Origin of the sequence: Glutamicibacter sp. NPDC087344 (genome assembly GCF_044744225.1) — a bacterium.
GTDB lineage: Bacteria > Actinomycetota > Actinomycetes > Actinomycetales > Micrococcaceae > Glutamicibacter.
Map to the genome: position 1 here is coordinate 25,456 of NZ_JBIUXY010000017.1, position 23,186 is coordinate 48,641.

Annotated in this window: 18 protein-coding genes; 12 read left to right on the forward strand and 6 right to left on the reverse strand. The window is 59.0% G+C overall.

What is annotated here, in order from left to right:
- Positions 1-3 precede the first annotated feature (3 nt).
- From ACIOWL_RS20235 to ACIOWL_RS20250, 4 genes are all read right to left on the reverse strand, one after another.
- Complete coding sequence (locus tag ACIOWL_RS20235) at positions 4-1,416, reverse strand: phytoene desaturase family protein (protein WP_400389466.1); 1,413 nt, start codon at positions 1,414-1,416, stop codon at positions 4-6.
- Positions 1,413-2,900 (reverse strand): glycosyltransferase family 87 protein, encoded by a 1,488-nt coding sequence (locus tag ACIOWL_RS20240; protein WP_400389469.1) that lies wholly within the window; start codon positions 2,898-2,900, stop codon positions 1,413-1,415. Before ACIOWL_RS20240 ends, ACIOWL_RS20235 begins: the two co-directional genes overlap by 4 nt.
- A 72-nt stretch (positions 2,901-2,972) precedes the next feature.
- Positions 2,973-3,659 (reverse strand): DNA-binding response regulator, encoded by a 687-nt coding sequence (locus tag ACIOWL_RS20245; protein ID WP_400389472.1) that lies wholly within the window; start codon positions 3,657-3,659, stop codon positions 2,973-2,975.
- The gene (locus tag ACIOWL_RS20250; protein ID WP_400389475.1) at positions 3,656-4,975 is read right to left on the reverse strand and encodes a sensor histidine kinase; all 1,320 of its coding nucleotides are present in this window, start codon (positions 4,973-4,975) and stop codon (positions 3,656-3,658) included. Before ACIOWL_RS20250 ends, ACIOWL_RS20245 begins: the two co-directional genes overlap by 4 nt.
- Positions 4,976-5,231: 256 nt before the next feature.
- On the opposite strand from ACIOWL_RS20250, the gene ACIOWL_RS20255 reads away from it, so the two are divergent.
- The 7 genes from ACIOWL_RS20255 (at position 5,232) to ACIOWL_RS20285 (ending at position 13,457) form a co-directional block, all read left to right on the forward strand.
- The gene (locus ACIOWL_RS20255; protein ID WP_400389478.1) at positions 5,232-6,428 is read left to right on the forward strand and encodes a cytidylyltransferase domain-containing protein; all 1,197 of its coding nucleotides are present in this window, start codon (positions 5,232-5,234) and stop codon (positions 6,426-6,428) included.
- 11 nt (positions 6,429-6,439) lie between these two features.
- Entirely contained in the window at positions 6,440-7,333 is an 894-nt protein-coding gene (locus ACIOWL_RS20260) for an N-acetylneuraminate synthase family protein (protein ID WP_400389481.1), read from the forward strand.
- Between the two features lie 100 nt (positions 7,334-7,433).
- Positions 7,434-8,432, forward strand: a complete 999-nt coding sequence (locus ACIOWL_RS20265; RefSeq protein WP_400389484.1) for a glycosyltransferase family 2 protein — start codon at positions 7,434-7,436, stop codon at positions 8,430-8,432.
- Positions 8,429-9,781 carry a polysialyltransferase family glycosyltransferase gene (locus ACIOWL_RS20270; protein WP_400389487.1) on the forward strand — a complete coding sequence of 451 codons (1,353 nt, stop codon included), beginning with the start codon at positions 8,429-8,431 and terminating at the stop codon, positions 9,779-9,781. Before ACIOWL_RS20265 ends, ACIOWL_RS20270 begins: the two co-directional genes overlap by 4 nt.
- Positions 9,778-10,836, forward strand: coding sequence for a hypothetical protein (locus ACIOWL_RS20275; RefSeq protein WP_400389490.1), 1,059 nt, complete (start codon positions 9,778-9,780; stop codon positions 10,834-10,836). The genes ACIOWL_RS20270 and ACIOWL_RS20275 overlap by 4 nt, the downstream gene beginning before the upstream one ends.
- Positions 10,837-10,843: 7 nt before the next feature.
- Positions 10,844-12,076, forward strand: a complete 1,233-nt coding sequence (locus ACIOWL_RS20280) for a DUF6716 putative glycosyltransferase (RefSeq protein ID WP_400389493.1) — start codon at positions 10,844-10,846, stop codon at positions 12,074-12,076.
- A 295-nt stretch (positions 12,077-12,371) separates the two neighbouring features.
- Positions 12,372-13,457: an inositol-3-phosphate synthase gene (locus ACIOWL_RS20285; RefSeq protein WP_400389496.1), complete on the forward strand. Its 1,086-nt coding sequence runs from the start codon at positions 12,372-12,374 to the stop codon at positions 13,455-13,457.
- A 556-nt stretch (positions 13,458-14,013) separates the two neighbouring features.
- On the opposite strand, the gene ACIOWL_RS20290 is transcribed toward ACIOWL_RS20285, so the two are convergent.
- Complete coding sequence (locus ACIOWL_RS20290) at positions 14,014-14,136, reverse strand: hypothetical protein (protein ID WP_400389499.1); 123 nt, start codon at positions 14,134-14,136, stop codon at positions 14,014-14,016.
- Between the two features lie 582 nt (positions 14,137-14,718).
- Complete coding sequence (locus ACIOWL_RS20295; protein ID WP_400389502.1) at positions 14,719-16,170, reverse strand: CCA tRNA nucleotidyltransferase; 1,452 nt, start codon at positions 16,168-16,170, stop codon at positions 14,719-14,721.
- A 124-nt stretch (positions 16,171-16,294) separates the two neighbouring features.
- Here ACIOWL_RS20295 and ACIOWL_RS20300 point away from each other — a divergent pair, with 124 nt between their 5' ends.
- The 5 genes from ACIOWL_RS20300 (at position 16,295) to trxA (ending at position 21,764) form a co-directional block, all read left to right on the forward strand.
- Positions 16,295-16,834: an NUDIX domain-containing protein gene (locus tag ACIOWL_RS20300; RefSeq protein ID WP_400389505.1), complete on the forward strand. Its 540-nt coding sequence runs from the start codon at positions 16,295-16,297 to the stop codon at positions 16,832-16,834.
- Entirely contained in the window at positions 16,818-18,575 is a 1,758-nt protein-coding gene (gene murJ / locus ACIOWL_RS20305) for a murein biosynthesis integral membrane protein MurJ (protein ID WP_400389508.1), read from the forward strand. The genes ACIOWL_RS20300 and murJ overlap by 17 nt, the downstream gene beginning before the upstream one ends.
- Positions 18,576-18,704: 129 nt before the next feature.
- Positions 18,705-20,348 (forward strand): hypothetical protein, encoded by a 1,644-nt coding sequence (locus ACIOWL_RS20310; protein WP_400389511.1) that lies wholly within the window; start codon positions 18,705-18,707, stop codon positions 20,346-20,348.
- Between the two features lie 99 nt (positions 20,349-20,447).
- A complete protein-coding gene (gene trxB / locus ACIOWL_RS20315) occupies positions 20,448-21,416 on the forward strand; it encodes a thioredoxin-disulfide reductase (RefSeq protein WP_400389514.1) in 969 nt (322 codons plus the stop codon).
- A 24-nt stretch (positions 21,417-21,440) separates the two neighbouring features.
- Positions 21,441-21,764, forward strand: coding sequence for a thioredoxin (trxA, locus tag ACIOWL_RS20320; protein WP_400389517.1), 324 nt, complete (start codon positions 21,441-21,443; stop codon positions 21,762-21,764).
- Positions 21,765-23,186 lie beyond the last annotated feature (1,422 nt).

The following is a 23,186-nucleotide window of genomic DNA, read 5'->3' on the forward strand; positions in this document are numbered from 1 at the left end:
CGCTCAGGTCATCCCGAATTCGCGTTTTAACATCGCTTTAGCTCCAAGATAACCGCCCATCCCATGGACCGAGGGCCCCGGTGGAGTCGCCGAGGAGACCAGGTACAGGCCCTTGCTTTGCAGATACCAGGGGTCGGTGGAGATCACCGGGCGTCGAACACTTCCCAGCAGATCCATGGTGCCCCCGGACAAATCCCCGCCCACCAAGGCGGCATTCTGTTGTTCGAGTGTCTGTGCCGTGGCCACGTGGGATTCGAGGATCAGCTCACCGAAGCCCGGGGCCGCGGCCTCGATCGTGGAGATCATCTGCCGGCTCATGTCATTCGGGGCACCTAGTGGCACGTGGCAGTAGGCCCAGATGACATGCTGGCCCTTCGGGGCGCGGGAGTCGTCAAAGCTCGAGGGTTGGGAAACGATCATAAATGGCTTCTCGGCTGTCCGGTGATTCGCTTCGCGCTCGGCGCGACCCACCTGCACCGCATTACCGCCCAGGTGGACCGTACCGGCCTGGGCCAGCACCGGGTCCGTCCAGGGCACCGGCTGCGAGAGGACAAAATGCACCACACAGCTGCCCGGAGACCTGCGAGTTGCGGCCAGGGTTTTGGAGAGTTTCTCCGGTATCCGCGCGCCGGCAATAAGCCCGGCGGCTTCGGCGGAGGTATCAAAAAGGACAATGTCTTCCGACAGCTCTCCAAGGTCGGTGACGTGTTCCCCGGTGCGTACCCGGCCTCCGGCGGCACGAAGTGCTGTGGCCAGTGCATCGGAAATCGCTTGGGATCCGCCACGCGGAATCGGCCAGCCCTTGGCGTGGGCGGCGGCGGCCAAAAATAATCCTGCCCCCGCATTGGCCGGGCCGCGTGAGCCGCCGGCCACGTGAGCAGAACACCCCGCATACAGGGCGGCCGCTCGCTCGTATTTCGCGGAGAACAAATCCTTCAGCCCCATCCCGGCGACCGTGCTGATCGCAAATCTCGCCAGCGTGGCAGGATGCGCTGGAAGTTTGAGCAGCGGGTTCAACAGGGTATCGCCCAGGGCTTCAATGTGCTCAACCAGCGGTGCGAGCACCCGGGAGTAAAGTTCCCCGCTGGCCCCCAGGTCATTTTTGGTGCGTTCTAAATCCCGCCAGGCGTAGGCCGTTCCCCCATCAAGAACGTGGGCAAAGGACAACTCGGGAACAATGAAGTCCACCGTGTCCAGCACCCCCAGCTGAGACATCGCCGGAGACTGCAACGCCATGGGATGCACGGCGCTTCCTAAATCAAAACGGGCCTGGGAACCATCAAGCGGTTGGGTCCGGGCCGCTCCGCCAATGGTTTCATTGGCCTCGTACACCGTGACGTCCAGCCCCGCCCGGGCGGCTACCGCGGCCGCGGCCAACCCATTGGGTCCAGAGCCGATCACCGCCACCGAGCTCATGCGTCGGCCTTCGTGTTCAGCGGTGCGGCGTCAGCGGCCTGGTCGGCTTCCGGCTTCGGGTCTCGTTGCATTAAACCGCGCAGGGTGAACTTGTCGGCGGCCCCGGCGAAGGGACCTGCCAGCGGGTCGTCCTGTCCCACCGCGCGGATCGGATCACGCCGCGGGTCAAGGACCGAACGCACCACCAGATACATCAGGTACGCCAACATCAGCATGTGCGCGAAAACCAAAAAGACGTAGCCGTTTTGCGGGAATACCTTGTGGATTTCTTCGGCGTCCAACGAATCCAGATAGAACCACAGGCCGTAAAAGTGTGCGACTTCTACCAGCATCCACACCGCGAACTCACGCCACCGGGGCAGGGCCAAGGCGAACAGCGGAATCAGCCACACAATGAATTGCGGCGAATACACCTTATTAACCATCACAAACGACGCCACAATCAGAAAAGCCAGCGAGCCCACCCGCGGGGTCCGTTTGGCCAGCAGTCCCAGCACCGCCACACCGAGGCAGCACAGGAAAAACAGGATGATTCCCCACCGGGACATCTGATCGGCCGTGAAGGGCTTAAGGACCTCGGAATCTGCGGCCAGCAGGTTCCAGACGTGCCAGAAGCTGGAGAATCCTGCCCCGCGCTCTGATGAAAAGGTGAAAAAGTGCTTAAACGAGTCCGGGTAGGCCAGCGCGTAGGGAAGGTTGACCACGATCCAGGTCAGGGCCGCACTTCCGCCGGTGACCCAGAACGGTTTAAGTTTTCCGGTGCGCACCGCGATGACCAAGAGCGCGCCGAGGACAAAAAACGGATAGATCTTCATGGCCGCGCCCAGCCCGATCAGGATTCCCGCGAGCACCGTGTGTTTCCGGGCGAAGCTGAGCATTCCAAGGGCCAGCAAGGCTACGGCCCACATATCCCAGTTGACGCTTCCGGCAAGGATGATCCCCGGGGCGATTGCCACCATGGCCGCATCCCAGGGGCGGCGTCCGCTCATCCGCAGGGTGCAGATCACCGTGACGAGCCAGAGGATCGCCACCAGGATCAGGTTCATGTCGAAATAAATCAGGGCGCGGTTGGCCACCGACTCGGGGACTAGCCAGGCCACCACGGAGGCCACCGCACTCATCAGTACGGGGTATTCGAATTGTGCATCGGCGGAGAACGGAACCCAGGGGTTCTCGGCGAAACCGCGGGCCCCGAAGAGCGGCACCCAGTCGCTGTAACAGGCGTAGACATAGGGGTTGTTGCCGCCCCAGCCGTTGACTCGGCACGGGTTTTTGGACAACAGCATCAGCAGTGAGCCAACGATGGTCATCAGGATCAGCACACGTTCCACGGTGAAAAATCCGGGGTTCACCCGTCCGGGGTCGCTGTGCCGGCCCAGCGGCCCGCCGATCACCGCGGTGAATTGTCGCAGGAACCCGTCGGCCCTCGAGGGCACCGTGATCCTCAGTGGACCGCGCTGTGGCGTCTTCTTCTGGGCACTCATGGTTCCCAGCCTAGTTTGCCTTGGCACGGCATGCGGGATTTATGACCATTTGGTGGTCAACTCCTTGTGTTTTCAGCCCTGAAGATACGCCAATACGGCTTTTACCCGGCGGTGCCCGGATGCTTCGGGAGGTAAATCGAGTTTAAGGAAGATCGCTGCGACGTTCTTTTCGACAGCGCCATAGGAGATCGTCAGGGCACTGGCGATTTCGGTGTTGTTCAGCCCCCGAGCCATCAGTTCCAGAACTTCACGTTCTCGACCGGTGAGTTTGTTCAATTGGGCTCCGTATGCGGGAGTTGCTGAAGATTGAGCAGGTACCGGCCCGCCCATCAGCTGAGCCACCACGTCGGGATCCAAGACAGTTTGTCCCTCGGCAACCCGTCGCAGGCTCAGCAAAAACTCTTTGACGTCCGTGACCCGGTCTTTGAGCAAATATCCCACTCCTCGCGGGTCGTTGCCCAGCAACTGGGTCGCGAAACGAGTCTCCACCCATTGCGAAAACAACAGCACCGGCTGCAGCGGATACACCTGGCGAATGGCAAGGATGGCTCGAAGCCCCTCGTCGGTATGGGTCGGCGGCATCCGCACATCCGAGATGACAAGATCAGGTCTTGTGCCTTCCTTGTGCAGTGCCTGGAACTGTGTGAGAAGTTGCGTCCCGTCTTGGGCTTGCACCACGATCTCATGCCCACGACGCTCCAATAGCGACAGGAGCCCGTCAAGCAGCAACACGTTGTCTTCGGCGAGCGCTATTCTCATACCTTTGAGCCTAACGGCAGCGTAATGAGCACTTGTGTTGGGCCGCCCGGAGGGCTGGTAATTTTCAGGGTCCCGTCCACCGCCAGCAACCGATCCTGCAATCCGCGTAGGCCCGTGCCTCGGGCGGCATCGGCTCCGCCACAACCTTCATCACGAACTTCGATCTTCAGGTATTTCGCTGATTGCCGCGAACCGAGCTGGACGGAAACCCAGGCCTCGGTGGCACCGGCATGTTTGGCCACGTTTGTTAATGATTCTGAGACCGCAAAGTAGGCGACGGTGACAATCGGCGCGGGGATGGACTGAGTCTCAGCAAGTTCATCCAGCGCCTCGGCGTGAAGGTGAACCGTCAGACCCGAGCGGGATACCAAGCTCTCCAACGCCGGCCCCAACCCGGAATCAAGAATTGGGGGATGTATTGTCCGGGTGAGGGAACGCAAATCCTCGATGGTCTCGCGGGTGGCATGCTGTGATTTGGCGAGCACCGCATCAATTTCTTCGGGTGAGTACCCTTCTTCGAGCATCAGCCTGGCTTCGCTGATCTGCATGCCTGCTGCAACGATTTGAGCCTGGAGTCCATCATGCAGGGAGCGTTCGAGCTGTTGAAGGGTCTGCTGCGCATTGCTGACGGTGAGATCCCGGGCCGTGATCGCTTGGGTCAACTGGCGGTTTGTTGCGCTTTGTCCCAGCAAACCGCGGGTCAAGCCGGCGAATAACCGGGCAAAACCACCGGTCATTCCGGGCCAGCACCATAAGCAGATCACCCCGATGATCCCCACCAGCACGATGGACGGCGTGCTGTCCAGAAAATAGCCTTCACCAAAACTCGCCCCACGGTGCATCTCTCCGTCAGTTCCCCTTTGGGCCGGCAAGAACTCTCGCCACAAGCTGTAACTGATGCCTCCCAAACCCAACACCAAAACAACCGTGCTGAGCACCCACCCGATGATTGCCAATGGAAAACTGAGGAACATAAACGCCAGCGCCTTCCACCCGGTTGGATTCCCCAGGTGCGCCGCATATGAGCGCCAGAACCCGGAGGGAAAAGCCGCGGCAAAGGGGGCGGCGATGTCCTGTCCCAGGCAGGCAGCGGCCAGTCGGCGGTAGAGAACACACCAGGATCCGGCGGCAACGATGAGCCACCCGGGAACCCATAAACCCACCACGGTGACGGCCAGTGCGGCGATCAGGCTGGGCACCAGCACCACATAGGCAAAGGCAAAGGGAGAAAGCAGCAACATCACGGTGAGGTAGCCAAAGGGCTTCCACGCCCGGGCACTGAATGGGGCGCTGATAAAACGCGTCAAGGTGGTCATGTCATTAACTATTCTCGCTGAAACCGGCCTTGTGAATGAGGCCCACCACCGAGGTTCGGCTCACGCCGCACGGGGGCCTGCCCCCGTGCGAGGGCTGAAATCACGGGTAAATCCGGTATCCAGGTGAGCTCTGGCTGAACAACACATTGATTTTGACAAGGCCTCCAGCAAACCAACAGGTAAATAAACCCGCACTTCACCGGGTGTTTACCTCATAACACCCGGGAGGTTAACTCAGCTGTTTAATCTCATTCTTGTGAGCAATACCAATCAGCCAAAAGCCCTGGCCATCATCCCCGCTCGGGGTGGGTCCAAGGGCATTGAGCTTAAAAACCTGCGCCGGATCCACGGCAAATCCCTGTTGGGACGAGCCATCGAATCCGCTCAAGCCGCAACCTCAGTCAGCGAGGTTGTGGTCAGTACCGACCATCCGGACATCAAGGCCGAGGCCTTGGCCTACGGAGCCCGCGTGGTGGACCGGCCGGCAGAAATCGCCGGCGACACCGCAACCAGCGAATCGGTCCTGGTTCATGTGCTGAACAATGAACCGGTCCTCCCGCAAGCCACCCTCTTCATCCAGTGCACCAGCCCGTTTATTGATCCGGCGGATCTCGACACGGCGGTGAACCGGGTACTGGCCGGTGAGCTTGAGGTGAGTTTCGCGGCCGTGGCCGATCACGGTTTTCACTGGTCGCTGGATGCCGACGGGTTGGCGCAAGCGGTGGGCCATGACAAGTCCACCCGTCCGCGCCGGCAGGACCGTGAGCCGCGTTTCCGTGAAACCGGCGCGTTTTACGCCATGAATTCGGCCGGCTTTTTGGCCGCGAACCACCGCTTTTTCGGTCGGGTAGCCCTGCATGAGGTGCCTGCCGAGCATGGGATCGACATCGATACCGAAGCGGACCTGCTGTTGGCTTCCTTGCAGGAGGAACACGGTACCGAGCCGGTGTTGGTGGACGCGGTCATCACCGATTTCGACGGGGTGCACACCCCGGACACCGCCTACCTGGACCAGTTCGGCACCGAATCCGTGCGGGTCTCCCGTTCGGACGGGATGGGAGTTGCCCGCTTGCGCGCCGCCGGGGTGAAGTTCCTGATTCTCTCCAAGGAAGTGAACCCGGTGGTCGCGGCCCGGGCCGCCAAACTCAAGGTCGAGGTAGCGCACGGCATCGAGAACAAGGCCGAATACCTGGCCCGCTGGCTTGCCGACGAGTCGATCAATCCGGCGCGGGTCGCCTACCTGGGCAACGACATCAACGACCTGGGGCCCATGGGCCTGGTCGGTTGGCCGGTGGCCGTGGCCGATGCGCAACCGCAGGTCGCCCAGGCCGCACGGCTAAGGCTCACCCGCGACGGCGGGCACGGCGCGGTCCGCGAGCTGGCTGAGCTGGTGCTCGACGCCCGCACGAGCGCCGCGGAAACAACCCACAAATTTCAAAGTTTCACCCACTGAAAGGCAGTACCATGACCTCGATTACCACTGACATCAAGCCGGTTGCTATCGGCGAGAACCTGCTCGGCGCAGACCAGCAGGTCTACGTCATCGGCGAGATCGGCATCAACCACAACGGCGACCTGGAGATCGCCAAGCAGCTGATCGACATCTCCGCCGAGGCCGGCGCCAACGCGGTGAAGTTCCAGAAGCGCACCCCGGAGATCTCCACCCCCATGGACATGCGCGACAAGATCCGCTCCACCCCATGGGGCGAGATGACCTACCTGGATTACCGCTACCGCGTCGAGTTCGATCAGGCCCAGTACAAGGAACTGATCTCCTACGCCGCTTCCAAGGGCCTGCACGCCTTCGCTTCCCCGTGGGATGTCCCATCGGTTGAGTTCATGGAAGAGCAGGGTGCGGTGACCCACAAGGTCGCGTCCGCCTCCGTGACCGACATCGAGCTGCTCACCGCGCTGCGTGAGACCGGCAAGCCGATCATCCTGTCCACCGGCATGTCCACCATCGAGCAGATCGACAAGGCGGTGGAGACCCTGGGCACCAGCAACCTGGTGCTGATGCACGCCACCTCCACCTACCCGCTGCCTCCCGAAGAGGCGAACCTGCGCATGATCGAGACCCTGCGCGAGCGTTACCAGGTGCCGGTCGGCTACTCGGGCCACGAGCGCGGCCTGCAGATCTCGCTGGCCGCCGTGGCCCTGGGCGCGGTCACCGTGGAACGCCACATCACCCTTGATCGCACCATGTGGGGATCGGACCAGGCCTCTTCCCTGGAGCCCAAGGGCTTCGCTTCGCTGATTCGCGACATCCGCATCCTGGAAGAAGCCATGGGCGACGGCGTCAAGAAGGTCTTCCCGGGCGAGCTGGCACCGCTGTCCCGCCTGCGCCGCGTCGACGGCTAAGCACACCAGACGCACCGCAACCGGCGGCCGGAGAATCCCGCTCTGGCCGCCGGTTGCGCTACACCCTCATCCAGCACCGCTACAAGGAAGCCGAGCAGCAATGACCAGCTTGACCCCCGGCCGCATCTCCGTGGTTATCCCGGCCTACAATCAGGAGGCGTATATCTGCGATGCGTTGGCCTCATTGGTCCGGCAGAAGTTGGGCCGCTGGGAGTTAGAGGTGCTGGTGGTGGATGATTCCTCCACCGACGCAACCGCGGCGCTGGTGGAAACTTTCCAGGACTCGCTGCCCGGACTGCAGTTGATCCGGCTGGGCGAAAACGCCGGGGTTTCGGCGGCCCGCAATGCCGGGCTGGAGCAGGTCAGCGGGGAGTTTTTCACCTTCTTGGACCCGGATGATTGGTACAGCCCGGAACACCTGGCCGTTTTGGCCGATTCACTGAACGGGTTGCACGTGGATTTTGTGCGCAGCGACCACGTCCGCGTCACCGGCACCAACCGGGTCATCCACCGCGCTCCGCAAGCGTTGCGCGGGATGCCGTTGGCCCCTGCCGATGACATCGAACCGATCGATTCCCCCTCCATGGTTGACTATGCGTTCGTCTGGGCCGGAATGTACCGCACCGAGCTGATGAAGCAGCGTGGACTGTTCTATTTCGATGCGGACCTGCACAGCGCCGAAGACCGGTTGTGGTTGTGGAAGGTCCACCTTGAGACCTCGCGGTATGCGGTGGTCTCTTCCCCGAGTGTGTTCTACCGGCGCGGGCTACCGGGTTCGCTAACCCAGGTGTTCGACGAACGCCAGCTGGGTTTCATCCCGGCCTATGAGCGGATTCTTTCCGAGGTTCGTTCCCACCCGGACTCCGAGCGCCACCTGCCCAAGGCGTTGCGCCAGTTTTTCGCTATTGTCTGCCACCATGAAAAACGTGCCAAGCACTATCCCCCGGCCGTTCGGCTGGCCATGAAACAACAGCTGCGCCAGGTATTCACCTCGATCGACCCGCATTCCGCACTGCAGGTGGCGCTCGAGATGGATGTGGCCCGCCGCCGCCATATTCTCTCATTTTTGCAGCCCGGCGCGATCGGAGCCAGCAAGTGATCGCATTAGTTGAGGCCAGCAGCTACTTTCAGCTTGTCTCTTTGGCTGGAATGGCGGACGCGGGGATGCTTCCTGCGGCCGATGAACGGATCTTGGTGTTGGCCAACGGTTCCCAGGTGCCGGAGCTGACCACAGCCTTGCAGGACTGCCCGGGATTCGAACAGCTCGCCGCGCGTTTCGACCGGGTGGTGGACTATGCCCAGCTGATGGCCCCGCGCCGCCCGGCCCAGTTCAATCCCCGCGAAGACGAACTGCACATCTTTGAGCGGCTGCTACGCGAAACCTGGTCTCTGGGAGACGAGCCGCTGGTTTTGGTCCTCGAATCCATTCAGGTCAACCCGTCCCAGGCGTTGGCACGGATCTTTTTCGACGCGGAAATTTGGGTCCACTCCGACGGGCTGATGTCCTACGGCCCGACCCGCAGCAAGCTGTCCATGCCGCTGCGCCAACGGATCACCCGCACCCTCCACGTGGATTTGGTCCCGGGTTTGGAACCGGCATTGCTGGCCGAGCTGAATCCCCTGCGTGAGGTGCTGCCGGCACCCGCACTGGCGAAAGTGTTTGAAGAGTTGGCCGCGGGGGCGCAACTCCAGTTGCCGCCCGACGCGGCACTGGTGCTCGGACAATACCTGGGGTCCCTGGGATTGTTGGACGCCGAGGAAGAATTCGAGCTGCACCTGCAGATGTTGCGCGAGGTCGACCAGGCAGGAATCTCAACCGTCCTGTTTAAGGCCCATCCCTCGGCAAGCCCCACCGCAGCGATTCGCCTGGCACAGGCTGCGGCGGACCTGGGAATAGATTTCCAGCTTTTGCGCACAGATCATTTGGCCGAAACCGTCATCGCCTTGGCTCGCCCCAAGCTGGTGGTCTCGTGTTTCTCCACCGGACTGGCAACCGCCCGCTACATCCTGGACACCGAGGTCACCGCGGTGGGTACCGGCATGATGCTGCAGGCGTTAGCCCCGTATGAGAATTCAAATCGAATCCCGCTGTCGATCATTCATGCGTTGTTTGTGCAAGAGATCCCGGTCCCCGTCGACAGCGAACATCCGGCAGGGCAGGATGCGCTCTCACAGCTGCTCACCGCGGTTTCCTACTGCATGCAAGCCGCCCGGCTCCCTCAACTGCGCGAGCCTGCGGCCGCCTTTCTGGCTGAGCACTATGCCGAGTATTCCGCGCACTTTAAGCGCCGGCGTATTACCAAACTGGAGCTGCCGCCCCTCTGGGCTCATCTGCCGGCTCGCCGCAGCCTTCCCTCAAAGGTGCGCGGGGCCTCGCGTCATGTCTTGCGGCGCGGTTCCAAGGGACTAGACTCGTTGTCCAAGTCGCTCAGCCGCCTAGCCCAATGACCACCGCTACCACCCGCCGTGAAGGAAAGTCGCGTTCGATGTCCATGAACCTCTCCCGCCAAGACACCTGGGAAGTTCCTCGTCCGAGGTTCGGCACGGCGTCGGTCTGGGTTGAGTCGCCGTTGCAGCTGCTTTCCGCTGTGGAGACCCATGCGGCCGGGTTGCTGGGACATGAGGTTCGTATTGTGCCGCGCCAGGGGCTTCCCCTGGAGGCCACCACCCAGGCCTTGCTGGCGCAGGCACCAGCCGGGGTCCAGTTTCTCCCGGCGGCCCGCAAGCCGCCGGCCCCGCGGTCCCCCGCGGAACGTTTTGTCACCGGGGATGCCTACTCCGGCAAGGTCCAGCGCGCACTGATAGCCGGGGTCAAGGCCAAAGAAGTGGTGATCATCGATGACGGTTTGGCTACCTTGGCGCTGATCAATCAGCTCGTTTCTTCCGAGCCGACCCCACTGATCCGTGCTCGAGCAAAAAATTCGGCGGCAAGAACCGCCATGGGCCTGGCAATGTGGCACCGGCTGCGCCAGCTGGCCCGCGACGGTCGGCTACTGATTGTCTCAGCGCTGTTTGTCACCCCGGCAACTCAGAGCCGCATGAATGAGCTGGGCATCAAGTTTGCGCAACACAAGTTCGAATGGCTCGCGACCCAACCGGTCGCCGAGCGTTTCACCGAACCGACCCTGTTGATCGGTTCCGCGATGGCGGCCGACGGGTTGATTCACGAAGAGCCTTACCTGAAATGGATCGAATCCGTTGCCGCCGATGGGCCCGTCGCCTATTTTCCACACCGCCGCGAAACTCCCGAGTTTCTGCAGAAGATCGGCCAGATCACGAACGTGGTGCCCAAGGAACACACGGTTCCAATCGAAATGCGGTTGCGTGCATTGCGTCCCGGGCAGGAAATCCGCGCCCTTCCATCCACCGTTATCCCGTCGCTACGCCTGTTATTGGGTCATGACGCAGGCCAGCTGTATCCCCAGGCAGTCCCGGATTCTTGGTGGACTGAGTCAACTCCGGTGCCGCTGCGCGAACACCTTTCCAGTTCTTTGAAGGTGTGAAATTTTCATGAACCCGTCAATTCTCGCCATCGCCGATTCCGATTCCTATTTGAAACTGGCGGTGACCTTCCTTGACCGCCTAGGCCCGTCGTGGGACCGGCGTGTAGCGCTGGTGCGCACTCCGGTCATGCCCACCGAAGAACAAATTGCCGCCGCGTTTTCCGGGACGAACTTCGATCCCCGGGACTTGCAGTTTTTGACCCTGCATCAGCTCAACTCGGCCTCGATCCCCGAAGATATTGTTTTCGCCGCCGCCACCGGACCGGTGGTCGCCGAGGCATATTCGAGGATCTTGCGTTCAGAGCCGGTGAATGCACGTCGCACCGCGCTCATCTCCGCGCTGCCTGGTGTCGCCTATCCGGCAACGGCCAAAGGGTGGAACTACCGGCGGGCCGGGGATGCCTTTATCTGCCATTCACATGCCGAGGCTCGAGACTTCTCTTTCATGACCGAAGATCATGAGGGCCACCAACCGACCATCATGGTCAGCAAGCTGCCTTTCCTGCACTCAGCTGGTTTCCCGCCGGAACCGCACAAAGATATCCAAAAAATTGTTTTCGCTCCACAGGCCAAAGTACCCGGTGCCCGCGAAGAGCGAGAAGCGATCTTGTTATCACTGGAGCAAACCGCACGGTTGAACCCCGGGCTCGAGGTGACCGTGAAACTGCGGGCCCGCGCCGGCGAACCGCAGACTCATCTTGAAGCCTTCCCCTACGACCAGCTGCATGATGACCTGCAAGCCTCGGGCCGGTTGGGGCAACATTCGCACCTGCGGTTCGAAACCGGAACCATGTCCAGTGTTTTGGATCGCCACAGCGCTTTAGTCACCGTTTCCTCGACCGCAGCGCTCGAGTCATTGGATCGTGGACTACCGACGATGATCCTTGCCGATTTTGGTGTCAATGAGCAAATGATCAACGAAGTTTTTCGTGGATCAAACATCCTCGGCAGCCTGGATGATCTTGAATCGTTAAGTTTTTCGGCTCCAACCAAGGCTTGGCTGAGAGAAAACTATTTTCATCGGATGGATGGCAGCTTTCAGGAGTCGCTGGCAATCCTTGCGCAGCAAGCCCATCACGGCCGCTTAAGCACCGACGCGGAAGTTCTCGCGTTCATCAAGAATCAACCGATGCGCCATCGACTACGCACCGTGCTTCCCACGCCGGTGGTGCGAGTGTTGCAGAAAATAAGACGATTGCTCAACAACGGTGGTCAGAAAAACCTCAGATCCACGTCATGACTAACTCGCAATTTATGCCTGACTATCTCTATTGACCGACACTACTCCCTTAGTCAGCACCAAAGGTATAAACAGTAATGTACATTTTACAGACCATCACTAGTAACGAGTCATTCAGATTTTGGTCGAAATTGTCTCAGAATCATGCACGCGAGGTTTTGTTACGCTGTTCACTGTCTATTGAGGGAATGTTTCCGCGCTCCAAGGACTTAAGATCAATAGGGGTAGAACTCTGCGCCGCGGCTTCCGCGCGCCCAGCTACCTGAAGTCTTATCAGTTTCAATAAGGAGTTCATGTGTCGGCGAACCCGATTCGCGTTGCCATCGTTGGCGTGGGCAACTGCGCCACTTCCCTAATCCAGGGTGTCGAGTACTACCGGAATGCCGATGCAGATTCCACTGTTCCCGGTTTGATGCATGTGCAGTTCGGCGATTACCACGTCGGCGACGTACAGTTTGTCACCGCTTTCGACGTTGACTCCAAAAAGGTCGGCCTGGATCTCTCCGAGGCAATCCTGGCCAGCGAGAACAACACCATCAAAATTGCCGACGTCCCCACCACCGGCATCACCGTTCAGCGCGGCCACACCCTCGACGGCCTGGGCAAGTACTACCGCCAGACCATCGAAGAGTCCACCGCCGAGCCTGTCGACGTCGTTCAGGCGCTGAAGGACGACAAGGTCGATGTGCTGGTCTGCTACCTGCCGGTTGGTTCCGAGCAGGCCGCGAAGTTCTACGCACAGTGCGCAATCGACGCAGGCGTCGCCTTCGTCAACGCCTTGCCGGTCTTCATCGCAGGCACCCCGGAGTGGGCGCAGAAGTTCACCGACGCAGGCATCCCGATTGTTGGCGATGACATCAAGTCCCAGATCGGCGCGACCATCACCCACCGTGTGATGGCCAAGCTGTTTGAAGATCGCGGCGTCGTACTGGACCGCACCTACCAGCTGAACGTTGGCGGCAACATGGACTTCAAGAACATGCTCGAGCGTGATCGTCTGGAGTCCAAGAAGATCTCCAAAACTCAGGCAGTGACCTCGAATACCTCGGCCGAACTGGGTGAGGACGATGTGCACATTGGCCCATCGGACTATGTTGCCTGGCTCGATGACCGCAAGTGGGCCTTCGTCCGCCTCGAGGGACGCAACTTTGGCGATGCCCCGGTCAACCTCGAATACAAGCTGGAAGTGTGGGATTCACCGAACTCGGCAGGTGTCATCATTGACGCCGTGCGTGCGGCCAAGATCGCCCTGGACCGCGGCATTGGCGGACCGATCCTTTCAGCATCGAGCTACTTCATGAAGTCGCCGCCAGAGCAGTACGACGATGAGACCGCGCGTCAGAAGGTTGAAGCCTTCATCCGCGGAGAGCTCGAGCGCTAAAGCTGACGAGCGTCGCGCAGCCGCTGTAGAAATCTTCGGGTTTCTGCAGCGGCTGTTTGCTTATCCCAAAAGCGGCCGGCAGAACCAGGGGTAATCCAGAGAACCGATAGGGCCTCGTAGCTCCTGAGAGAGACAACAACCTCGAAGGAGTTCCGAGAGGTCAGAGAATATCGAAGCCAAGACCAAATTATTAGAGCCTATACGGCACGGGTTACAGGGGGAGCTTCATCATGTTCCCCAAACTCACAAAAAACTCAAAATCAAAACAAAATTTTGAGTTTGAGTTTTCAGACCGCGCGGTCAGCAGGTTTGACCAAAAAATTTGGTCAGATCCACGGCAACCGCGGCGGGCCGGGAAGGGCTATTTCTCGTTATTGAACAAATTATTTGCTCAGGATCGGCAGGCAACTTCTCCCAGATTCTTCACACGAAAGTATCCCTAGATGCGGGAAGCCCGCCGGCTTGCAGGCCGGCGGGCCTCTGAATATTGTTCGGCGAGTTCATCATGTACTCCTGTATTCGATTGTGCTGATAACGGTAATGGCGTTATCAGTCCCTAGCGAATGCGGAAGTACATCTCTGGCGGTACGTGGTTTTTCAACTCACGCTGGCGCATGTTGCGGCTGAACTCTGCACTGTCAAGGTACTTGTTCTTGCGCTTATCCTGGCGTTTGGTCACTTGGTTTCCCTCCCTTCATGCATAGTCTGCGAGCTGGGAAGATTTTGACGGGTAGTAGAGATTGCACGAGCCTTGAGGCTTTCCGGTCCAGCGAAGATTAGTTCCGAGGTCCGTACTGCGCGTTGAGCTGTCGTGGTGAAAAGTGGAGCAGACATGAAAAAAGTTCCTAAGGTGGGAGTCGATTACTGACTTTCAACCTCAGGAACTATGCCGGGATGCCTAGATGATTTTAGGAATCCGCTATTCCGGAGGTTGGGGAGACGAAGCGATGGCCATTGGGCGCAGAAATGCCATTGCCGGATCGCACCGGGCGATCGGTCCAAAAGGTCTGATTCATATTCATCGTGTCCCACCTCCTAAAATCTGCTCTGAGTCAATCGCGGTCAACGCGAGACTGTCTTTGGATATCTACCTGATTCGAAATTCTCATTGAGACTTCCCAATCACAGTATTCAGCATACATGCGAGATCGGTTTGACGCCAGCCATATCCACATTTTGTTTAAGAATTTTTTGAGTGCATCGACGAAGAGCCTGACTCTCCGTGGAGAATCAGGCTCTTCGTTGATGCACTAGTCAGATACTACTCGTCAGTAACTAGATCTTGGGATTCCGGTTGTTGCGACCACCATTCCCGGAGTCGCTCTCTGGCAGCCTCTTCACCCAACACACCTTCGTCCAGACGGAGGTTCAGCAAAAAGTTGTAGGCTCGCCCAACAACAGGACCGGGCCGAATCCCGAGCATGGACATGATCTGCTGCCCGTCAAGGTCGGGGCGAATCGAATCTAGCTCCTCTTGCTCGGCGATAGCCGCAATTCTCGCCTCGAGGTCATCGTAGGCAAAGGATAGCCGCTCTGCCTTCTTGCGATTGCGTGTAGTCACATCCGATCGAGTCAGGCAGTGCAGACGGGGCAGAAGGCTGCCGGCATCGGTCACATAACGGCGTACGGCAGAGTCGGTCCACCCAGCGTCGCCATAACCGTAAAAACGCATATGCAGCTCGACAAGGCGCGCCACAGACTTCGTGGTGTCCTTATCGAAACGCAGGGCCCGCATGCGGGCCTTGACCAGCTTTGACCCGACCATGTCGTGGTGCCGGAAAGACACCGCTCCGCTCGGTTCGAATTTTCGCGTCGCCGGCTTGCCGATGTCATGCATTAGGGCAGCAAAACGCAGGACAAAGTCGGGCCCCGGAACGGCTCCATCTTCATCGGTTTCCAAAGCAATAGCCTGCTCCAGCACGGTTAACGAGTGCTGGTACACGTCCTTGTGGCGGTGGTGCTCGTCGATTTCCAAACGCAAGGCAGAGACTTCAGGCAACACACGATCAGCCAGGCCGGTATCCACCAGCAAGTCGATTCCGGCGCGTGGGTCCGCTCCGTTGATCATCTTAACCAGCTCATCACGCACACGCTCCGCGGAGATAATCTCAAAGCGGTCGGTCATCTCGCTCATGGCCTGGCGTACCTCGGGGCTCACCTCGATCTTCAGCTGCGAGGCAAAACGGGCTGCACGCATCATCCGCAGCGGATCATCCGAGAAGGAAATATCCGGGGATCCGGGCGTCCGAATCTGCTGATCGGTCAATGATGAGACACCATCAAAAGGGTCAACCAGTTCCAGGTCCGGAAGGCGTAGCGCCATGGCGTTCATGGTGAAGTCGCGACGGAAAAGGTCATCACGCAAGTTGTCGCCGAACGCAACAACCGGCTTCCGCGAATCTTTGTCATAAGCATCAGCGCGGTAAGTCGTGACTTCTAGCGTGAAATCGCCTTTCCTGAAGGCGATGGTGCCGAACTCCCTACCTACATCCCAGGTATTGTCGGCCCACCCAGCGATGATTTTCAGGGTCTCTTCGGGGCGCGCGCTGGTAGTGAAGTCAAGGTCCGGAGAGACGCGGCCAAGGTACAGATCGCGGACCGGTCCGCCCACCAGGGATAGCTCATGACCTGCCCGGACGAATCGGTCTGCGAGCTCAAAAATGACCGAAGGCAGGATTTGACGCAGTGCGTCATGAGTGGGAAGTGCATACATAGTGACTTAAGCGTGCCAGAAATTCAACGAGTTTGCTTCAATTTTCAGTGACATTGCCAGCGAGATCACTTACTAGCCCACGTCGATAAGGCGAAGGTGGGCACTTTCTAGATAGAGTGGATTCATGAACCGACCGATCCCGTCTGCCCCAAAGCGCACGCCATTGACTGCGTCAATGGCTCGCGCGCAGGCAACTGGCGGTCACACAAGTCTGCCAACCGTTGAGGAAGTCTCCTCCGGTGGCATCGTTATCGACTTTGAAAAACCCGATTTTCCGGTCGCGATCATCGCTCGCTACAACCGTGGCGGCCGCCTGGAATGGTGCCTGCCAAAGGGGCATCCGGAGGGTGAAGAGACCAACGAGGAAGCGGCTATCCGCGAAATCGAGGAGGAAACCGGTATTGCCGGACAAATCCTCGCCCCCTTGGGATCGGTTGACTACTGGTTCACCGTGACCAATTACCGTGTGCACAAGACCGTGCACCATTTCCTACTGGAAGCTACCGGCGGACGGCTGACCATCGAGAACGATCCCGATCACGAAGCCGTTGATGTCGCATGGGTGCCACTCGATGCCCTGGGCAAACGCCTGTCCTTCCCCAATGAGCGCCGGATCGCAGAACTGGCACGCGAGGTTCTAACGAAGTATGTCTCAGGTTCCTAATTCCTTTCAGGGCTCCGACCACCCGGTGACCGGTGCCTTGGAAATGATTCCCGAGCAAGCGGCCACGCCTCCGGCGACCAGCACCGGCTCCAGGTCAAAGGTGTATGCGCTGATGGCTTCGGGCACGCTGGTGTCCCGCATCCTGGGCTTCGTTCGCACCGCCCTGCTTGCCATGGCAATCGGTTCGGTCACGTCGGTCGCGGATATCTTCGAGAAGGCAAACGTCATCCCGACGATCATCTTCATGCTGTTGGCCGGCGGCATTTTTAACGTGGTGCTGATTCCCCAGCTGATCAAGGCCTCCAAGGCCGCGGACCGCGGAGCTGCCTACACCTCCAAGCTGATCACCCTCACGATGGTGGTGATGGGGTCTCTGGCGGTAATCCTGACACTCTGCGCCAGGCCGCTGATTGTCGCGCTGACGAATAACTGGACCGAGCCAATGATCGCCCTGGGTACGGCATTCGCCTATTGGTCCTTGCCTCAGGTGTTTTTCTACGGCCTGTATGCGGTGCTGGGCCAGGTGCTGAATGCAAATGGCCGCTTTGCCGCGTTTATGTGGGCTCCGGCGGTTAACAACGTCATCCAGCTACTGATCATCGGCGCATTCATCCTCACCTTCGGCGCCTACTCCTCCGGGGATCCGATGGAGACTTGGACTACGGGCAAAACCATCTGGCTCGCCGGCGGGGCCACCCTGGGAATCGTGATGCAGTCGGTGGTGCTGTTATGGCCGCTGAAAAAGATCGGGCTCAAGCTCAAACTGGACTTCGCCTGGCGCGGTATGGGGTTGCGCCATGTCGGCAAGCTGGCCGTATGGACTTTGGCCGCGATGGTTATTGGCAACATCTCCTCGCTGTTGTATTCAAAAATCGTCTCCGCGGCCACCGCCGCCCGCACCGCATTGCCAGCGGATCAGGCAGCTTCCGTGGCCGGCGAATACGCGCTGAACACCTCGCAGCTGATCACGGTGCTGCCGCATTCATTGTTCGCCCTGACCGTGGCGACGGTGCTTTTTAATGACTTCACCCGGGCCTTCCATGAGAACCGCCGCCAGGATGTTGGCGCGTTGCTCAACCAGGGAATGCGTTCGACGGCTATCCCCATCATCTTCTGCACCCTGGTGTTTATTGTGCTCGCCGGACCTTTGGGACGTTTGTTCGCGGGCCAGTCCGAGTACTCGGACCAGGCCGCCGGAGCCTTGGGGCAGCTGCTGGTTTTGACCGCCCTGGGCCTGCCATTTAAATCCCTGCAGTTCTTTATGCTGCGTGTTTTTTTCGCCGACGAGGACACCCGCACCCCGATGCTGATCCAGACCGCGACCGCGGCCCTGGGACTTGTGCTCGCGTTCAGCGCCGCCGCCCTGGTCGACCCGTTGCACATCGCGGCGGCCATCGCGTTCATCTACGGCCTGACCAATGTGCTTGGTGCCATTGGCACTCATTATCTGGTCAAACGCCGGTACGGCAACTACGGCATCACCCGGGTCATCGACACCTACGTGCGCATCGGCTGGATGGCAACGTTTTCCGCGGTTTTCGGCTGCTTGGTGTTGTGGCTTATGGGCGGATTCAACTATGGATTCGCGTATGAATCACTAGTCACCGCCATCATCACGGTCATTGTGGTGGGTGGCGTGATGGCCATAGTGTTCATTGGTTTGCTGTACAAGACCAAGGTGCCCGAGCTTGATGGATTCCTGGGCCCGCTCCTGCGCCGAATCCCCGGACTCAAGCGCTAGCCCAACCCGCCGGAAGAACCAAGGTGATTCTGCCCAAATAGCCACCAATCCGCGGACTTCGGCAGGTAACATGGCAGGTGGTGGTGCCTCACTGCCGTCGAACCGCAAACCAACCCCTTGGAGATGCACGTGTCGCAGCCAATCGATGTCGGCTCCGTTCTCAGCGGCCGTTACCAGGTCACCGAGACCGTCTTGTCATCCGCAGAAGGCGATCTGGTCCTCAGCGGCATCGATCAGGTCCTCAACCGCTCGGTGAGCATCATGGTGGCATCGGTTCACAATTCTTCGCAGCTTGCCACCAGCGCCCGCGAGATCGCGATGGGTGAACGCTCTGCCAACGTGCAGGTCCTGGACCTCGGCATCACCGATTCAAATCAGACCTATCTGGTCGCCAACTTGGCCCGTTCCTCGGACATGCTGGATCTGGTGCTTGAGACCGATGAAGCACCCTACGTGGAGCCGTTTTTCACCGACACCCTGGGCACCGAAATCTTCGGTGAATCACGCCAGTCGGTCCCGGAGACCTACGCGGACGATGACCAGTACTACGAAAACCTGCGCTACGAGGATGAACCAGAAGAGCAGGGCAAGGTCGGTTCCGCGCTCTCCAGCGGCTTCGCAGGGATCAAGAACCGGTTCAGTAAAAAGAACCAGCAGCCAGCCGAAGAGGTTTACGACGACGAGGCCTACACCCAGGACGATTACCAGGAGCCTGCGGCACCGTTCGAAGCGGACGACCAAACGGCACCGAACTCTCAGGTGGACGCGACCGCTGCCACCCCGGTGACCCCGGTTCAGCCGGAAACTCCAAAACCCAAGGTCACCCGCTTGGATGACAACGACGAGCCGAATGTCACCGCGACCGCGGCGCTGGCAGCCGCCGCCCAGTCCAAGGGCCAGGCTCCCCAAGCCAAAGCGCAGCCCAAGGCTCAGCCGAAACCGCAACCGGCGCCAGCCGCCCCTGCGGCAAACAAAAAGAAGGCCGCAGCGGCCGGCGCTGCAGGTGCAGCAGCTGGTGTCGCGGCTTCCAAGGCATCAACATTCCCTGCCGCGGCGAAAAACGCTCCAGCGCAGAACCAGCCGGTCGAGCCTGAGGATACCGAAGATAACACCTCACGGGGTACCCGCCTGCTCGTTGGTGCCGTATTGGTGATCGTTCTGGTCATCGGCGTGGTTTTCGCCTTCAACTTCCTTGGTGGAGACAAAAACAAGGTCGCTGAGAACGACGGCGCCCCGACCACCAGCGAAGCTCCCGAGGTTCCAGGCGAGTCCAAAGCCCCCGAAGAATCAGAAAACACTGATCTTCCGGCTCCCGCCATTGATGATGTCTCCCGCTTGGTTCCTGGCAACCAGCAGCTGAATGCCGAGACCGATAACACCTTGGCAAAGATGATCGACGGCAACGCCTCCAGCAGCTACAAAACGTATTCCTTCACCACCAACAACTTTGGCGGGTTCGCCTCCAACATGGTGTTCATCCTCGAGCTCGAGGAAAAGTCGGCCATCTCTGAGATCTCCTTGGAGGGCCTGAACGCAACCGGAGGAGCCTATGAGCTCCTGGTGGGTAGCTCGGATGATCTGGGTGACGCCACCTCCGTGGCGAAGGGTTCATTCTCCGGTCCATCGATCTCGGTTCCGGTCAAGGATGGCGACAAGGACTTCATGGAAGGCGAATTCGTTTTCCTGAACGTTACCGAGCTTCCGCGCCGTGCCTCGGGCGCCAACGAATCACGCCCGTACGGTCTTCAGATCGGCGAATTCTCCGCTAAGTAACACCCGCGGAATTTTTTACCAAAGCAATGTGTTGAGGTGGATAGTGAGATAAGCACTCGCTATCCACCTCGCACTATTAGAACGAAAGGGTTCTACCCCGTGACTTCAGTACAGAACGATGAAATCCGCGACGTAATCATCGTGGGTTCCGGCCCTGCCGGTTACACCGCTGCGATTTACACCGCCCGTGCAAACCTGAATCCTCTGGTCATTGCAGGCTCGGTAACCGCCGGTGGCGAACTGATGAACACCACGGAGGTGGAGAACTTCCCAGGCTTCCCGCAGGGCATCATGGGTCCGGACCTGATGGACAACATGCAGCAGCAGGCCGAACGCTTCGGCGCTGAGATCCTCTTTGACGACGTCACCGAGATGAACCTCGAGGGCGAGATCAAGACCCTTTCGCTGGCCGATGGCACCGTCTACCGTGCCCGCTCCGTCATCGTCTCCACCGGTTCCGCATACCGCGAGCTGGGCCTGCCGGACGAGAAGCGCCTGTCCGGCCACGGTGTCTCCTGGTGTGCAACCTGCGACGGTTTCTTCTTCCGCGAGCAGACCATCGCCGTCGTCGGCGGCGGCGACTCAGCCATGGAAGAAGCCCTGTTCCTGACCAAGTTCGCTTCCAAGGTCATCGTGGTGCACCGCCGCAATGAGCTGCGCGCCTCGAAGATCATGGCTGACCGCGCGTTGGCCCACGAGAAGATCGAGTTCGTCTGGGACGCCGAAGTTGTTGGGATCAACGGCGAAGACAAGGTCAATGGCCTCGTTGTGAAGAACCGCAACACCGGTGAGCAGAGCACCCTGGACGTGACCGGCATCTTCGTAGCAATCGGTAACGATCCACGTGTGGATCTGGTCAAGGATCAGCTTGAACTCACTGCAGAAGGTACCATCGCAGTTGAGGGTCGTAGCTCCAAGACCTCGTTGCCGGGCGTTTTCGCCGCAGGCGATGTCATCGATTCCACCTACCGTCAGGCAATCACCGCTGCCGGCTCCGGCTGTGCAGCAGCTCAGGACGTCGAGCACTACCTGGCCAACGTCAAGACCCCGGCAGAAGCCGCAAACTAATTCCTCAGAAAGGGGTTGCATCTCATGAGCAACGCTAAAGCAGTTACCGAAGCAACGTTCCAGGCAGAGGTTCTGGAATCCGACAAACCAGTAATCGTGGACTTCTGGGCAGAGTGGTGCGGCCCGTGCCGTCAGCTCGGTCCGATCCTTGATCAGATCGCCGAAGAGCACGCTGAGAAGATCACCGTCGTGAAGCTGAACATCGACGAGAACCAGGCGCTGTCCGCCAAGTACGGCATCACCTCGATCCCAGCCATGTTCGTATTCCAGAATGGCGAGCATGTTGCTTCCTCGCTGGGTGCAAAGCCAAAGGCTATCATCGAGAAAGAATTCGCAGAGTACCTGTAAACGACAGCTAGTCTCTGAAGTGGTGTAGCAGGACCAGTTCCTGCTACACCACTTTTTTGTCTTCTTTGGCCGTGTCTGGGCCCTATCCCTGCTCAGGTAAGGTGTGCGTCAGTCTCCGTGGGCTTCTGGGCAAAACATCTTACTAAACATCAAAATAACTTTGTTTTCGAATAAATTTGTTTCTTGTCTTCTAAGTAGGCGGCCCAGACACAGATCGTGACAGGATATTAGTTCAGAGGCATGCAGGCGGGTCGGTAGCTGCTCGGCAATCACCTTTGATTCGATCCCATCTCCTTCACTTATGACCTAGGACCTCTTTTGGTCACGACAGTTGCCAATAGCGCATCCCGGAATCATTGTTCGTAACCAGCAATATTCTCATTCGGGGCAACCTGCATCCGTTTTGTGGCCAGCGAGATTCGGATTATCCTACCGCAATGCAGCTCTTGGTCATCGCTGACAAGATTTCCCAAACCGCACAAAACGATACTGAAACCAACACGTCCGAGCTTCTCAACCGCATTACCACGGCGTAGGCGCCCCCGCTCAGCAGCGCATAGTTTTGAGAATTCAATTCGCTCAACGATACGCTGGTCGGCTGTTTGGATCGTCGTCGGAGGAAACTGTGCACAGTAAGAAAAGCGATGCAATGCCAGATTTCAACGGGCATCAATCCATTCCTACTTCAGCCACATGAAAGGGTTCCTCACCGACGGATGGAACTTTGCTCAGCTTTCCGGACGACTCCCATCTAGTGAGCCGATGGGTCTGAACACACATATTGTCTGACTCCGAACGAAGTTGTCGGATGAAAGCCAATATGTCTTGATACGCGCTGAGCTTCAAGTTCTACTTCTGATCTTCGACTCAACCGCAAAGATGGCCATCATAACCTCCAACGGGCACCCATCAACTGTTTGTCCAACGCGCTGACGTTTTCAGAATGAACCCGACGCAGTCTGTTCCAGAGACCCAAGCGACGTTCGCCAGCAATCGACAACCGCTAGGCTGCTCACCACCTCAAACCGTCGTTGCACTCAATTGAAGTGCTCCCTCCGGTCTCGAACCACAACTGTGTCATCCTGCTGGAAGCGAGGTGGGGAGGCTTTTATCAGTGCACTTGGCGCTAACGATGCAGAAAGCAGTACTGACAGCTATGCGGATTCCAGCGAAGGAGACGGCATCAATCACGTTCCCTGCTTCGGTGTGATGCCCACACCATTCTGTTCGATTCGTGATTCACGGACTACGTTTTTTACAACTACGGCTATGGCCTGATAAGGAATCCTCACGTAAGCGTCTTAGGGAAGCGATATCCTCTTCAGCGGGAAACCCTAATCCTGGTGCGGCTATTCAGGTTCATCGGGCAGTTGCAGCTGCTCAAGATCAGCCCATCAAATGCAAACAGGATTTCAGTGATTG